Annotated in this window: 13 protein-coding genes; 9 read left to right on the top strand and 4 right to left on the bottom strand. The window is 64.6% G+C overall.

The annotated features are described in order from the left end of the window. Positions 1–14 precede the first annotated feature (14 nt). Positions 15–497 carry a type II toxin-antitoxin system RatA family toxin gene (locus AC1DSD_RS11455; RefSeq protein WP_478030143.1) on the top strand — a complete coding sequence of 161 codons (483 nt, stop codon included), beginning with the start codon at positions 15–17 and terminating at the stop codon, positions 495–497. On the opposite strand, the gene AC1DSD_RS11450 is transcribed toward AC1DSD_RS11455, so the two are convergent. The 3 genes from AC1DSD_RS11450 to AC1DSD_RS11440 are packed head-to-tail and all read right to left on the bottom strand — an operon-like array spanning position 434 to position 2635. Next, on the bottom strand, positions 434–964 hold the full coding sequence (locus AC1DSD_RS11450; protein WP_478030142.1) for a CinA family protein: 531 nt from the start codon (positions 962–964) through the stop codon (positions 434–436). The genes AC1DSD_RS11455 and AC1DSD_RS11450 overlap by 64 nt on opposite strands. Next, on the bottom strand, positions 961–1506 hold the full coding sequence (locus tag AC1DSD_RS11445) for a hypothetical protein (RefSeq protein WP_478030141.1): 546 nt from the start codon (positions 1504–1506) through the stop codon (positions 961–963). The genes AC1DSD_RS11450 and AC1DSD_RS11445 overlap by 4 nt, the downstream gene beginning before the upstream one ends. A 10-nt stretch (positions 1507–1516) precedes the next feature. Beyond that, on the bottom strand, positions 1517–2635 hold the full coding sequence (locus tag AC1DSD_RS11440) for a bifunctional 2-C-methyl-D-erythritol 4-phosphate cytidylyltransferase/2-C-methyl-D-erythritol 2,4-cyclodiphosphate synthase (RefSeq protein ID WP_478030140.1): 1119 nt from the start codon (positions 2633–2635) through the stop codon (positions 1517–1519). 78 nt (positions 2636–2713) lie between these two features. On the opposite strand from AC1DSD_RS11440, the gene dusB reads away from it, so the two are divergent. The 8 genes from dusB (at position 2714) to AC1DSD_RS11400 (ending at position 12752) form a co-directional block, all read left to right on the top strand. Next, entirely contained in the window at positions 2714–3712 is a 999-nt protein-coding gene (dusB, locus tag AC1DSD_RS11435; protein WP_478030139.1) for a tRNA dihydrouridine synthase DusB, read from the top strand. Continuing rightward, the gene (locus AC1DSD_RS11430) at positions 3681–4745 is read left to right on the top strand and encodes a two-component system sensor histidine kinase NtrB (protein WP_478030138.1); all 1065 of its coding nucleotides are present in this window, start codon (positions 3681–3683) and stop codon (positions 4743–4745) included. The genes dusB and AC1DSD_RS11430 overlap by 32 nt, the downstream gene beginning before the upstream one ends. After that, positions 4742–6190, top strand: coding sequence for a nitrogen regulation protein NR(I) (gene ntrC, locus AC1DSD_RS11425; RefSeq protein ID WP_478030137.1), 1449 nt, complete (start codon positions 4742–4744; stop codon positions 6188–6190). The genes AC1DSD_RS11430 and ntrC overlap by 4 nt, the downstream gene beginning before the upstream one ends. Before the next feature lie 79 nt (positions 6191–6269). Continuing rightward, on the top strand, positions 6270–8525 hold the full coding sequence (locus AC1DSD_RS11420) for a sensor histidine kinase NtrY-like (RefSeq protein ID WP_478030136.1): 2256 nt from the start codon (positions 6270–6272) through the stop codon (positions 8523–8525). Beyond that, a complete protein-coding gene (ntrX, locus tag AC1DSD_RS11415) occupies positions 8522–9892 on the top strand; it encodes a nitrogen assimilation response regulator NtrX (RefSeq protein WP_478030135.1) in 1371 nt (456 codons plus the stop codon). The genes AC1DSD_RS11420 and ntrX overlap by 4 nt, the downstream gene beginning before the upstream one ends. Positions 9893–9989: 97 nt before the next feature. Continuing rightward, positions 9990–10547: an RNA chaperone Hfq gene (hfq, locus tag AC1DSD_RS11410; RefSeq protein ID WP_478030134.1), complete on the top strand. Its 558-nt coding sequence runs from the start codon at positions 9990–9992 to the stop codon at positions 10545–10547. Next, positions 10544–11830 carry a GTPase HflX gene (gene hflX / locus AC1DSD_RS11405; RefSeq protein ID WP_478030133.1) on the top strand — a complete coding sequence of 429 codons (1287 nt, stop codon included), beginning with the start codon at positions 10544–10546 and terminating at the stop codon, positions 11828–11830. The genes hfq and hflX overlap by 4 nt, the downstream gene beginning before the upstream one ends. A 4-nt stretch (positions 11831–11834) precedes the next feature. After that, a complete protein-coding gene (locus tag AC1DSD_RS11400) occupies positions 11835–12752 on the top strand; it encodes an HNH endonuclease (protein WP_478030132.1) in 918 nt (305 codons plus the stop codon). Here the strand turns inward: AC1DSD_RS11400 and mazG are convergent. Continuing rightward, positions 12745–13500 (bottom strand): nucleoside triphosphate pyrophosphohydrolase, encoded by a 756-nt coding sequence (gene mazG / locus AC1DSD_RS11395; protein ID WP_478030131.1) that lies wholly within the window; start codon positions 13498–13500, stop codon positions 12745–12747. The two genes, AC1DSD_RS11400 and mazG, sit on opposite strands and share 8 nt — an antisense overlap. Positions 13501–13554: the final 54 nt, after the last annotated feature.

Here is a 13554-nt window from a genome sequence, read left to right as displayed (position 1 = left end):
GACGGATAAGGCTAATGCCGCGGCACACTGAAACCCGCTTCCTTCCCTATACACCCGAACAGATGTTCGACCTGGTGGCCGATGTCGGTCGCTATGCGGAGTTCCTGCCCTGGGTCAGCGCGGTCAGGTTGCGTAGCGATACGCCGACCGAGATGGTCGCAGACCTGATTGTCGGGTTCAAAGGGCTACGCGAGACCTTCACGTCGAAGGTGAAGAAGGAGCGGCCGACCACGATCCATGTCGATTATATCGACGGTCCGCTCAAATATCTCAGCAACGACTGGCATTTTCGCGCCGCGCCGGGTGGCTGTGAGGTCGATTTCTCGGTCGACTTCGCCTTCAGGAACCGGGTGTTCGAGATGCTCGCGGGGCAGGTCTTCGCGTCGGCGCTAACCCGGATGACCAGCGCGTTCGAGATGCGCGCCGCCCAGCTCTACGGTGCGGGCACGTCCGATCCGCGCGGCATCAGCAATTCGAGCGCGACCAGCGCCGCCTGAAGCCTGACTCCGCCGCGGCCGAGATCGCCGAAATCCTTGCGGTCGGCGACGACATCCGACGGATCGGCGTCGCGCTCGGCGCGCGCGAACACCACGGTGCCGACCGGTTTCTTCTCGCTGCCACCGCCAGGCCCGGCAATGCCGGTAATCGCCACGGCGAGATCGGCGTCGGTCGCTTCCAGCGCGCCCTGCGCCATCGACCAGGCGGTCGCGATCGACACCGCGCCGAACGTGTCGAGCACGTCATGGCTGACGCGGAGCATATCCACCTTCGACTCGTTCGAATAGGTCACGAACCCGCCGAGCAGAACTTCCGACGACCCGGGAATCTCGGTGATCGCAGCGGCGACCAACCCCCCGGTGCAGCTCTCCGCGAGCGCAAATTTGCGGCCGAGCGCCTTGTTGGCCTCGACGACCTTGCGCGCCAGGGTAACGAGCTCGACGGGCAGGACGGTGTCGATGCTCACGGGCGGATCGCTGCCGGCGCCGCAGCAGCCGGGCAGATCGAGAACGGGCTGTCCTTCTTATCCTTGCCGCCGGCGACCGACGCCAACAGCACGATCAGACCGGCGGTATTGGCGGGCGGCAGCGGCGACATCAGGTTAATCGCGCGGTCGATCGTCGGGCAATCCCGCGGTTTGATGTCCTGGGCAATCGCGCCTCCGATCATCGGCCCCATCATCGGACGAAGCAATTTGGGATCGATCCCTGCCATATCCTTGCCCCCGATCTTGCCAAACGCGGCCATCGCTTGCGGCCAGGCGAGATCCGCCGGCGCCTGGTAGCGCGCGACAAGCGGGGGCAGGCCGCCACGCAGCGTCGCGTTCTCGGGCAGTACAGTGCTGCAGGTCCGGCCGAGCTGCTGGAACACGTCCGGCAGCACCGCGGTGATCAGTGATTGCGCCTCCGCCTCGGTCAGGCAGGGCTGCGCCGCCTCGGCCGTCGCCTGCGCGGTCGTCGCCGTCATGCCCATCCACAGCGCGATAGCCGCGCCCGTCAACATCTTCATTGCCTGTCCCTTAGATCCTGATGGTCACCACCGCCTGTGCGGCAATCCCCTCGCCACGGCCGGTGAACCCCAGCCGCTCGGTCGTCGTCGCCTTGACGCTAATCTGCTCGCGCGACACCCGCAACAGCGCCGCGACGCGATCGCGGATCGCGTCACGATATGGGCCGATCTTCGGGGCCTCGCAAATGATCGTCAGATCGACGAAATCGATCATGCCACCCTTGGCCGCCACCAGCGACGCGGCGTGTTCGAGGAATTGCCCCGATTCGGCGCCTTTCCACTGCGGATCGCTCGGTGGGAAATGCTGGCCGATATCGCCCGCGGCGATCGTGCCCAGCACGGCATCGGTGATCGCGTGGAGCGCGACATCGGCGTCGCTATGCCCCGACAAACCCTTGTCGTGCGGGATCAGCACGCCACCCAGCCACAAACGCTCGCCGGCGACGAGGCGGTGGACGTCGTATCCGGTCGCGGTCCTGACGCGCATAGTGGCTCCCAACCGGGCCTCGGCGAGCGCGATGTCGCCGGGATAGGTGATCTTGTCGAGCAGGGGGTCGCCAGCGACCATCGCGACGTTATGACCCGCTCGGCGCAATATCTGCGCGTCGTCGGTCGCTTCCTCGCCGACCGGCCAGGCGTGGTGTGCGGCCAGGATGGCGGCGTAATCGAACGCCTGCGGAGTCTGCACGCGCACCAGCGCCGAACGATTGACGATGTTGCCGAGACTATCGCCTTTGCCCGCAATCGTGTCGGCGACGGGAAGAGTAGGGACCGCGCCCTTGGCGTCATCCAAAGCCGTCAGCAGCCGGTCGATCACCGCAGCGGGTACGATCGGGCGCGCGGCATCGTGGATCAACACGCGTTTCGCGGCGCCGATAGCCTCCAGCCCGTTCAGCACTGACTCGCGCCGTGTAGCGCCGCCGATTGCCGTTTGCCCCTCGACGAATGGCTCGTTGCCGGCCGCGACCACCGTGACGACTCGGTCGATCCCCGGATGCGCGGCCAGCGCACGCCGGCTATGCTCGACCAGCGGCAGGCCGGCGAGCGGCAGGAATTGCTTGGGCGTATCGCCGCCGATCCGCTCGCCTTTTCCGGCGGCAACGATCAGGGCAATGGTTTCGGCAGACATGGCCGCGCGCCTAGCGCAGCCCGCGCGACCTTGCCAGCGCCATCGCGCCGAGCTATGCGCTGCCCGATTTTTAAGCACATGACCAAGCTCGCGCCCATCCAGGTCGGTCCCGTCCGGATCGAGACCCCGGTGATCCTCGCACCCATGACGGGCGTGAGCGATCTGCCGTTCCGTCGGCTCGTGCGGCGCTTCGGCTCGGGGCTCAACGTTACCGAGATGATCGCCAGCCAGGCTGCGATCCGCGAAACCCGCCAGTCGATCCAGAAGGCGATGTGGGACGCGATCGAGGAGCCGGTCTCGATGCAGTTGGTCGGCTGCACGCCGTTCGAGATGGGCGAGGCGGCCAAGCTCGCCGAAGACAAGGGCGCGGCGATCGTCGACATCAATATGGGCTGCCCGGTCCGCAAGGTGACCAATGGCGATGCCGGGTCGGCGCTGATGCGCGACCTCAAGCTTGCCAGCGCAATCGTCGCGGCGTGTGTCAAGGCGGTGAAGGTCCCCGTTACGCTCAAGATGCGGATGGGCTGGGATCATGCCAGCCTCAATGCCCCCGAACTCGCACGGATTGCGGAGGATCTCGGCGTGCAGATGGTCACCGTTCACGGCCGCACGCGCAACCAGATGTACAAGGGCGAGGCTGATTGGAGCTTCGTCCGCTCGGTCAAGCAAGCGATCAAAGTGCCGGTGATCGTCAACGGTGACATCTGCTCGTCGGAAGACGCGGTGAAGGCGCTGGAGCTGTCGGGCGCCGACGGCGTGATGATCGGCCGCGGGTCGTACGGCAAACCATGGCTGCTGGCACAGGTGATGGCGTACCTGCAACAGGGCCGGGCAGTCGCAGAGCCCTCGATCGACGAACAATATAACGTCATTGCAGGGCACTATGACGATATGCTCGACCATTATGGCACCGAAACCGGCGTCAACATGATGCGCAAGCATATCGGTTGGTACACCAAGGGCCTGCCCGGCTCGGCCGAGTTCCGCAACAAGGTGAACCAGGAACCTGACGCCAATCGCGTCAAGGCGATGCTGGCTGATTTCTATGCGCCCTGGCGAGCCCGCGCCGCTGCCTGACTCGCCCAATTTCGCCGAGCTTTTCGCCGGACTGCCGATCGCCATCCTCGTGGTCGATCCCGACGGACTGGTGCGTAATGCCAATGGCGAATGCGAGTTGCTGCTCAACCAGTCCGAACGCGCCATGCGCGGCCTGCCGCTTGGCGATGTCTTGACGCCACCGCCCGGCGCGGGAGACGGGCGCGCGGTGTCGGCGTTCGACTTCGATATCGGTACCGAACGCACCGGTCGGCTGCGCGTCGATTATTACGAGACGCCGGTCGCCGACCATGACGGATGGCGAGCGATCGCGCTCCACGCCACCAGCGGAACGCGCAAGGTCGGCCAATCGGCGGAACGCGGCGGCGCGCGCGCAGTGATCGGCGCGGCGGCGATGCTTGGCCACGAGATCAAGAACCCGCTCTCGGGCATTCGCGGCGCGGCGCAATTGCTTGCGGCGGAAGGCGCCGGCGCCGAACTCACCACGTTGATCACCACCGAGGTAGACCGCATCGCCGCATTGATCGACAAGATGCAGGATTTCACCGGGCGCCAGGTCAATCCGCAGCCGACCAACATCTACCCACTGCTCGATCATGCTCGGCGCGTCGCCCAGACCGGTTTCGCGCGCGAGATCACCATCGAGGAGAGCTTTGATCCGTCGCTACCGCCAGTCCTCGCCGATAATGACGCGCTGCTGCAGATTGTCATCAACCTGTTGAAAAACGCGGCAGAAGCGCTCGATGACGTCAAGAAGCCGCGCATCCTGATCTCAACCGCTTATCGCCACGGCCTGGCGGTCGATGCCGGTCCCGGCCGGCCGCGCCGCGGTCTGCCGATCGAATTATGCGTGATCGACAATGGCCCCGGCGCACCCGCCGACATCGCCGACCATTTGTTCAGTCCGTTCGTGTCGAGCAAGCCCGAAGGGCAGGGGCTCGGCCTCGCGTTGGTCGACAAATTGGTGCGCGATATGGGCGGCGTCGTGCAATATTCGCGCGAAGGGGCGCCTGAAATGACCATCTTCCGTATCCTGCTGGCGCGCGCGCAATGAGTCGACCGGGGAGCCGATCGGGCAATATCCTGGTGCTCGACGACGATTCGGCGATCCGCACCGTGGTCGCGCACGCGCTGCGCCGTGCCGGACACCGCGTCACCACGACTGCGAGCCTGGCCGAGTTCAACCGCGAATTGCGCGCCGCGATGCCCGATGTCGTGGTGAGCGACGTCGTCCTGCCCGACGGCAATGGCCTCGATATGGTGGCGGGGTTAGTCCAGGCCTATCCGCAGCTGCCCGTGATCGTGCTGTCGGCGCAGAATACGCTGACGACCGCGGTGCGCGCGACCGAGGTCGGCGCTTATGACTATCTGCCCAAGCCGTTCGATCTGGACGATCTGACCCGCGCGGTGGATGGTGCCCTAGCTCGCCAGGGTGGCGGCACCGCCGAAGCGCTGGAAGACGCCGATCGCGCGCTGCCGTTGATCGGTCGCTCCCCGGCGATGCAGGACGTCTATCGCGTCATCGCGCGGGTGATCTCGAACGACCTCACCGTGTTGATCTCGGGCGAGTCGGGGACCGGCAAGGAGCTGGTCGCGCGCGCCATCCATGATCTCGGTCCGCGCGCGCATGCGCCGTTCCTGGCGATCAACATGGCGGCAATCCCGCGCGAGCTGATCGAGGCGGAATTGTTCGGCCATGAACGCGGTGCCTTTACCGGAGCGCAGGCGCGATCGGCCGGTCGGTTCGAGCAGGCCGCCGGGGGTACCCTGTTCCTCGACGAGATCGGCGACATGCCGCTCGAGGCGCAAACGCGGCTGTTGAGGGTGCTGCAATCGGGCGAGTTCACCACGGTGGGTGGCGCGCGGACGATAAGGGCCGACGTCCGCATCGTCGCCGCGACCAACCGCGACCTCAACGCGCTGGTCCAGTCGGGGCAATTTCGCGAAGATTTATTCTATCGTCTCAATGTCGTACCGGTTACTCTTCCTGCCTTGCGCGAACGGCGTCAGGACATTGCGCTGCTCGCGCGTCACTTCCTCGACCGCGCCGCCGAGAACGGCCTTCCGCGCAAGCGCCTCGACGAGGCGGCGATCGTCGCACTCGAGGCACATGACTGGCCCGGCAATGTCCGCGAGCTCGAAAACATCATGCGGCGGCTGGCGGTGCTGAGTCGCGACGAGGTAATCGGCGCCGGCGAACTGGGTAGCGTCATCGGTATGCCGTCGGCGGCAGTGCCGGTCGGCGCCCTAGATCTCGATTCAGCGGTGCGAGCGCGCCTCGATCGTATAGCGCGCGAAGATCCGCGCGGACTCGACGACGGCACGATCTATGAGCGTATTATCGCCGAAGTCGAACGGCCGCTGATCGAGGCGATGCTGGCGCGCCATGGCGGCAACCAATTGCGGGCGGCGCGCGCGATGGGGATCAACCGCAATACGCTGCGCAAACGCCTCGACACGCTCGGCATAGATCCGGGCGGCACGGCGGACGGGGGCTGATCCACGACGGTTTGACGTCAAATATGTGTTTTCCTTGCCACGCAACCGTTGTATTCCTGCAACGATGAGTGGCGAGAGCATGACGGCCGCGCCCCGGCGTTTCTGGGACGGGCGTCCCCGAATTACCCCAGCTTTCGAGCTGACCGTGCTCGTGCTGGCGATCGCGGTCGCCGTCGCCACCTATTTCGTCGTGCGCGCCGGCGCCGCACCGCAACGCTTGCTGACACCGCCGCTCGTTGCCTTGTTGCTGGTGGTCAATCTCGGCCCCTGCGTCGCATTGATCATGCTGCTCGGCCGCCGCATCGCGAAGAGCCGCGTGGCGAAATCCGGCACGGGCGGGGAAGGGCGGCTCCACGTCCGGCTGGTCGCATTGTTCTCGACCATCGCCACCGTGCCGACGGTGCTCGCGGTTATCTTCGCCTCGGTGATGTTCCAATATGGCGTCGAGTTCTGGCTGTCCGACCGCGTCAGCAACGTGCTCAAGAACGCCACCACATTGGCGCAGGAATCTTACGAGCAATCGCTCTCCAACTGGAACGCCAACGCGCTGCAGGCGGCCGATGATATCGCCGCGCATTGGACCCCCGAATGGCTGCGCACCGCAACGCCGCAGAACGTCGTCAGTAAGCGTGATCCTTATGGTTACACACTAACCAACTATCTAACATTACAACTCTATAACCGACAATTGTCCGAAGGTGCGCTATTCCGGGTCGAGGCCAACAACCAGATTCAGTTCCTAACCAGAGTCGATGAATATGGCAGTGTCGAAAAGCAGATCGACCCGGTAGCGGTAGCGTCAGTCCAGCGCGACAAACGCAGCGTCGTCACCGTCCAGGGCGATCGTATCCGCGTCGTCGCGCCAGTGCCGGGCGTCGACGGCCTATTGCTCTACGCTGGCCGAGTGACCGAAGGGGGCGGGGCCAACCGGCAATTGCAGCGGTTCGACGATGTTGTCGCCGATTTCCGGGCGCTTCAGGCGCGCGCCCGTGCGCTACAGCTGCAATTCAACGCGGCCTTGTTCATCGTCGCACTGTTGATCGTCGGGATCGCGGTGTGGATCGCGTTGGTCGTCGCCGATCGTCTGGTCCGCCCGGTTGGCGAAATGGTGGCGGCCGCGCGGCGGGTCGCCGATGGCGACCTTACTGCGCGTGTTCCCGATCCACGCACCGATGACGAGGTCGCCACATTGGCCAATGCGTTCAACCGCATGACCTTCAGACTGCAGGAACAGACGGGGGCGCTTGAAAGCCGGCGCGCGTTGATCGAGGCGGTGATGTCGGGCGTCTCGGCCGGCGTGATCTCGGTCGATGGCGGCGGAACGATCCGGCTGCTCAACGCCTCCGCGGTCGCCCAGCTGAAACTCGACGAAGCTGAGGCGGTCGGCGCGCAACTGGTCGCCGTCGCGCCCGAGCTCGCCGAGTTGCTGGAGGGCGGCCCGCGCGAGTCGATCGTGCAATTGACCACGGGCGGCGAGCCGCGGACGCTCGCGGTGCGCATCACCGCCGATGAGGACGGCCGCGTCCTGACGTTCGACGACATCACGCAGCAATTGCTCGATCAGCGCCGCGCCGCATGGTCCGACGTCGCGCGGCGTATCGCGCATGAGATCAAGAACCCGCTGACCCCGATCCAGCTCGCCGCCGAGCGCCTGCAACGTCGCTATGGCAAGACGATCGACGAGAAGGACGGCGTGTTCGCCCAGCTGACCGACACGATCGTGCGCCAGGTCGGCGATCTGCGTCGGATGGTCGACGAATTCTCGTCCTTCGCGCGCATGCCCAAGCCGGTCTTCCACCCCGAATCCCTGATCGACCTCACGCGGCAGGCGGTGTTCCTGCACGAAGTCGCGCATTCCGATATCACTTTCCGGCTCGATACGCCGGAGGCCGCACCTTTGGTCTGCGATCGCCGCCAGATCGGCCAGGCGCTGACCAACATCATCAAGAATGCGGTTGAGGCGATAGAAGCGCGCGGCGAGGATGCGCCGCCCGGCGAGATCGACGTCACGCTCGATCATGGCGAGCGCTTGATGACCGCGACGATCAGCGATAACGGCATCGGACTGCCGCTCGAGCGCGATCGCATCGTCGAACCCTATATGACGACGCGCGCGCGCGGCACCGGCCTGGGCCTGGCGATCGTCAAGAAGATCATCGAGGAACATTGCGGCACGATCGCCTTTGCCGACCGCCCTGGCGGCGGGACGGTCGTGACGATCGTGTTCGACACCCTCCAACTCGACGCCCTGCTCGAAGACAATCGTGACCCCGCGGAAACCAGCAAGGGCGAAGGCGCGCTGGCGATGCTTACCCGTACCGGACAAAAATCATGAGCCTGGACATCCTCGTCGTCGACGACGAGCAAGACATTCGCGAACTCGTAGCCGGCGTCCTGCAGGACGAAGGCTATGAGACGCGCGCCGCCGCCGACAGCGACTCCGCGCTGGAAGCGATCGCCACGCGCCGGCCGAGTCTGGTATTGCTCGACGTCTGGCTGCAGGGATCGCGGCTCGACGGACTCGAATTGCTCGAGGAAATCAAGCGGCGGGACGCCTCGATCCCGGTGCTCGTCATTTCCGGCCATGGCAATATCGACACTGCGGTCGCCGCGATCCGGCGCGGCGCGGTCGATTTCATCGAAAAGCCGTTCAACGCCGATCGCTTGCTGCTGATGGTCGGCCGCGCCACCGAAACCGAGCAATTGCGCCAGGAAGTCGCGTCCTTGCGCGCGGCGACCGGGCGCGACACCGATCTTACCGGCACCTCGACCGCGATCAACGCGGTTCGCGCGACGCTCAAGCGTGTCGCGGGCACCGGCAGCCGCGTACTGATCATGGGATCGGCCGGAGTCGGCAAGGAAGTCGCCGCGCGCCTGCTGCACAGCTGGAGCCAGCGCACCCAGGGGCCGTTCATCGTCGTCAGCGCGGCGCGGATGATCCCTGAGCGGGTCGAAGAGGAATTGTTCGGCGTCGAGGAAGCGGGCGACCTGGTACGCACCGGCCTGCTCGAACAGGCCCATGGCGGGACCTTGTTCCTCGACGAGATCGCCGACATGCCGATCGCGACGCAGGGCCGGATCCTGCGCGTGCTGACCGATCAGAGCTTCACCCGGGTCGGCGGCACGCGCACGGTCAAGGTCGACGTCCGCGTCGTCTCGGCGACCGCACGCGACCTCCAGGGCGAAATCGCCGAAGGCCGGTTTCGCGAGGACCTCTATTACCGGCTCAATGTCGTGCCGGTCACGATCCCGCCTTTGGCCGATCGCCGAGAGGACATTCCCGCGCTGGTCGACCATTTCGTCGCGCATTATGCCGCCGAACGCCGCGTGCCAACGCCAGAAGTCGCCGATGACGCCATGGTGGCGCTGCAAAGCTATGAATGGCCGGGCAATGTCCGCCAGCTTCGGAACGTGGTCGAACGGACGATCATCCTGGCTCCGGGAGATCGCATCGGGCGGATCGACGTCGATTTGTTGCCGGCCGATGTGCTGGGCGGCGCGGGCGAGGGGGCCGGTGCCTCGGCGATGATGGGGGCGCCGTTGCGCGAAGCGCGCGAGACGTTCGAACGCGAATATCTCAAGGTCCAGATCCGGCGTTTTTCGGGCAATATTTCGCGCACCGCGACCTTCATCGGGATGGAGCGGTCGGCGCTGCACCGCAAGCTCAAGCTGCTGGGAATCACCGACAGCCGCGACGAATAGGGTCGGTGCAATGATGTGTCCCCTGGGAGCATCGTAAGCACGCTGGACGCAGAGGCCGGGCCTCACCTATATAACGGATCGCGCGTGCCGCGTGGGCATGCGTTTCAGACGCCAGAGAACGGCGCCATGCGGGTCAAGGCCCGCCAAGACCAAGGATCGCCATATGGCCGACAAACAGACCTCGCTCCAGGACCTGTTCCTGAACGCTCTTCGCAAATCGAAGACGCCGGTGACCATGTTCCTGGTCAAGGGCGTGAAGCTCCAGGGCATCGTCACCTGGTTCGACAATTTCTCCGTTCTGCTGCGCCGCGACGGCCAATCGCAGCTGATCTACAAACACGCCATCTCGACGATCATGCCGTCCAACCCGATCGACATCGCGGCGATCACCGACGCCATCAGCTCGGATTCGAAGAAATCGCCGCTGCTGCAGGAAATCTTCCTCAACGCGGTGCGCAAGTCGGAAGACAGCGTGACCATGTTCCTGGTCAATGGCGTCATGCTTCAGGGACATATCGCGGCGTTCGACCTGTTCTGCATGCTGCTCGAGCGCGAAGGCATGGCACAATTGGTCTACAAACATGCCGTGTCGACGATTCAGCCGGCGCGTCCGCTGAATCTTGCCGAAGAATCAAACGGTTCTGACGAGGATTGACCACAGGATTTGAACGCGATCGCGACGAGTTCGCCCGCGGTGCGCGGGCGATCGTCGTGTTGCCCGACCAGGGCAATGCCAGCCGCGATGCCGATGCCCGGCTCGCGGAGACGGCGGGGCTTGCCGCAGCCATTGGTGTCGAGGTGGCGGAAAAGATCGCTTATCGCGTCCGCCAGCCCAAGCCCGCGACGCTGATCGGCTCAGGCCAGGTCGAGCAACTCGCCGCACAGGTCCGGATGGAAGACGCGCAGCTCGTCGTGTTCGACGCCGGCCTGACGCCGGTGCAGCAGCGTAACCTGGAAACCGCGCTCGAGTGCAAGGTGATCGACCGCACCGGGCTAATCCTCGAGATATTCGGCGAACGTGCGGCGACCGCCGAGGGGCGATTGCAGGTCGAGCTAGCGCATCTCGATTATCAGGCGGGCCGGCTGGTGCGCAGTTGGACTCACCTTGAACGTCAGCGCGGCGGCTTCGGCTTTCTCGGCGGCCCAGGCGAAACCCAGATCGAAGCCGACCGCCGCTTGATCCGCGACCGCATGGCGCGGCTGCGCAAGGAACTCGACCAGGTCAGCCGCACGCGCGGGCTGCATCGCGACCGGCGCCAGCGCGCGCCCTGGCCGGTGATCGCCCTAGTCGGCTATACCAATGCTGGAAAATCGACGCTTTTCAATCGGCTGACCGGCGCTGACGTCATGGCGGAAAACCTACTGTTCGCGACGCTCGACCCGACGCTGCGCCAGATCCAGTTACCGGGAATCGACAAGGCGATCCTGTCGGACACGGTGGGATTCGTCTCCGAACTGCCGACCCAGCTCGTCGCCGCGTTCAAGGCGACGTTGGAGGAAGTGGTGTCGGCCGATCTGCTGATCCATGTCCGCGATATCGCGCATCCCGATACCGAAGCGCAGCGCGCCGATGTCGAGGACGTGCTGCGCGAGATCGGCGTCGCCGACACGACGCCGCGGTTCGAGGCATGGAACAAGATCGACCTGCTCGACGGCGATCAACGCGAGGACGCGCTGCTCGAGGCCAGCCGGCGCGATGACGTGGTCGCGATCTCGGCAATGAGCGGGGAAGGGGTCGAGGAACTGAAGCTCAAGGTCGCCGCTCGGCTGACCGCCGGGCATCGCCGATACTCGATCACGCTCGATGCCGCCGATGGATCGAGCGCTGCCTGGCTGCATCAACATGGCGAAGTGTTGGGACAGGAGCTCGAAGGCGATCGCGCGACCTACGACGTGCGAATGGCGCCGCGCGATTTTGAGCGGTTCGGCCAGAGATAGATCGGTGAAGGGCGTCTTCGAGGTCAGCGGTAATTCGCGCTACGACGACGAAATATCGAGTCGCTATCATTTTCCCAACCGTGGCCGGTATAAGGAGATCGCGGAGCAATTGGTCGGCGATTGGATCGTATATCGAGAAACGCGCGCGGCAGGCGGTAGCATGAGCTATACCGGCGTTGGGTTTGTAGATCGAATTGATCCCGACCCCTCGGACCCTAAGCACTTCTACGCACGGATATCACAATATCTAAAGTTCGATCGCCCAATTCCCTACCGCAACCCAACTGGCAGATTTGCCGAGCAATTCTTGCGTGACTTGGATCGGCCCTCGGATGCCGGCCGTACATTAAGGGGCGGGTCGGTTCGGGAGTTGCAGGCAAGGGACTTTGTGGAGATCGTGGATCAGGGGCTGTCTGACACGCTCAGTCTTGCAAACCGCATCAAGCTTGGTCTCGATGCCACGGAAATCGATTACGAGACCGCCCGGCAGCTAAGCGAGCCGCCGACCGAACGGCGCATCGAAGCAATGCTGATCAATCGGAAAATTCGCGATGCGAGTTTTCGTCGTCAGGTGCTCGATGCCTACGACAACAGGTGCGCGGTCACGCGTCTGAGAATTGTAAATGGGGGAGGGCGTGCGGAAGCGCAGGCTGCTCATATCTGGCCAGTTGCGCACGGCGGACCGGACACCGTCCAAAATGGCATAGCGCTGTCGGCCACTGCTCATTGGCTATTCGATCGCCATTTGATCAGCCTCGATGAAAACTATCGGCTCCTGGTTTCGGACAACAAAGTGCCCTCCGAGCTGAAGCAACTTTTTCCCCCGGCGGGCGAGTCGATCCGACTCCCTTCGGATCGATCGCTTCATCCGAGCCAAGAATATGTGGCCCGGCACCGCGACATCTTCGAGGGTGTCAGCTGAATTCCGCGCTTTTAACGCTGATCCAGAGGCGTTCTTTGCTGTCCAAATCGAGCGAAGCGAAACTCTCGTCGGCGGCTTCCATCGCTTTGAAACGGCGTTCGAATTTGGCGTTGGCGGCCCGCAACGCTGCTTCCGGATCGATGTTGAGCTTGCGCGCCCAATTGACCACCGCGAACAGCAGGTCGCCGACCTCTTCCTCGCGCTCGGCGTCGCTGGTGGCGGTTTCGACTTCGGCGAGTTCCTCGGCGATCTTCGCCCGCGGGCCACTCGCATCCGGCCAGTCGAAACCGGTGCGCGCGGCGCGCTTCTGGAGCTTTTCTGCACGCAGAAGGGCGGGGAGGCCGATCGCGACGCCGTCGAGCGCGCTTTCGGCGCCCTTGGCCCCCCGCTCCGCGGCCTTGATTTGTTCCCAGAGGTAGTGGCCACCCTCGGCCGCGTCGCCAAAGATATGCGGGTGCCGGCGCTCCATCTTGTCGCAGATCGCCGCGACCACGTCGTTCAGCGCGAAATCGCCGGCTTCCTCGGCCATGCGCGCGTGGAACACGACCTGGAGCAGCAGATCGCCGAGTTCGTCCTTGAGATCGGCCATGTCGGCGCGCTCGATCGCGTCGGCGACTTCATAGGCTTCCTCGATCGTGTACGGCGCGATCGTCGCGAAGGTCTGGACATTATCCCATTCGCAGCCGCTCACCGGGTCGCGCAGCCGCGCCATGATCGCCACCAGACGCTCGATATCGACGCTGCTCATGCGAGGGGGGAGCCCCCCGCCCGGCCATCTTCAAGATTGATAATATACATTATG

It is taken from the genome of Sphingomonas sp. P4_D12 (assembly GCF_056401895.1).
The sequence above is the reverse complement of the archived record's forward strand: the minus strand, read 5'-3'. Positions and strand labels throughout refer to the sequence as shown.

What these genes read in the sequence shown, in the direction of transcription:
- AC1DSD_RS11455 (WP_478030143.1), top strand. Translation starts at nt 15, where the DNA reads ATGCCGCGGCACACTGAAACCCGCTTCCTTCCCTATACACCCGAACAG.
- AC1DSD_RS11445 (WP_478030141.1), bottom strand. Translation starts at nt 1,506, where the DNA reads ATGAAGATGTTGACGGGCGCGGCTATCGCGCTGTGGATGGGCATGACG.
- AC1DSD_RS11440 (WP_478030140.1), bottom strand. Translation starts at nt 2,635, where the DNA reads ATGTCTGCCGAAACCATTGCCCTGATCGTTGCCGCCGGAAAAGGCGAG.
- dusB (WP_478030139.1), top strand. Translation starts at nt 2,714, where the DNA reads ATGACCAAGCTCGCGCCCATCCAGGTCGGTCCCGTCCGGATCGAGACC.
- AC1DSD_RS11430 (WP_478030138.1), top strand. Translation starts at nt 3,681, where the DNA reads ATGCGCCCTGGCGAGCCCGCGCCGCTGCCTGACTCGCCCAATTTCGCC.
- ntrC (WP_478030137.1), top strand. Translation starts at nt 4,742, where the DNA reads ATGAGTCGACCGGGGAGCCGATCGGGCAATATCCTGGTGCTCGACGAC.
- AC1DSD_RS11420 (WP_478030136.1), top strand. Translation starts at nt 6,270, where the DNA reads ATGACGGCCGCGCCCCGGCGTTTCTGGGACGGGCGTCCCCGAATTACC.
- ntrX (WP_478030135.1), top strand. Translation starts at nt 8,522, where the DNA reads ATGAGCCTGGACATCCTCGTCGTCGACGACGAGCAAGACATTCGCGAA.
- hfq (WP_478030134.1), top strand. Translation starts at nt 9,990, where the DNA reads ATGCGTTTCAGACGCCAGAGAACGGCGCCATGCGGGTCAAGGCCCGCC.
- mazG (WP_478030131.1), bottom strand. Translation starts at nt 13,500, where the DNA reads ATGAGCAGCGTCGATATCGAGCGTCTGGTGGCGATCATGGCGCGGCTG.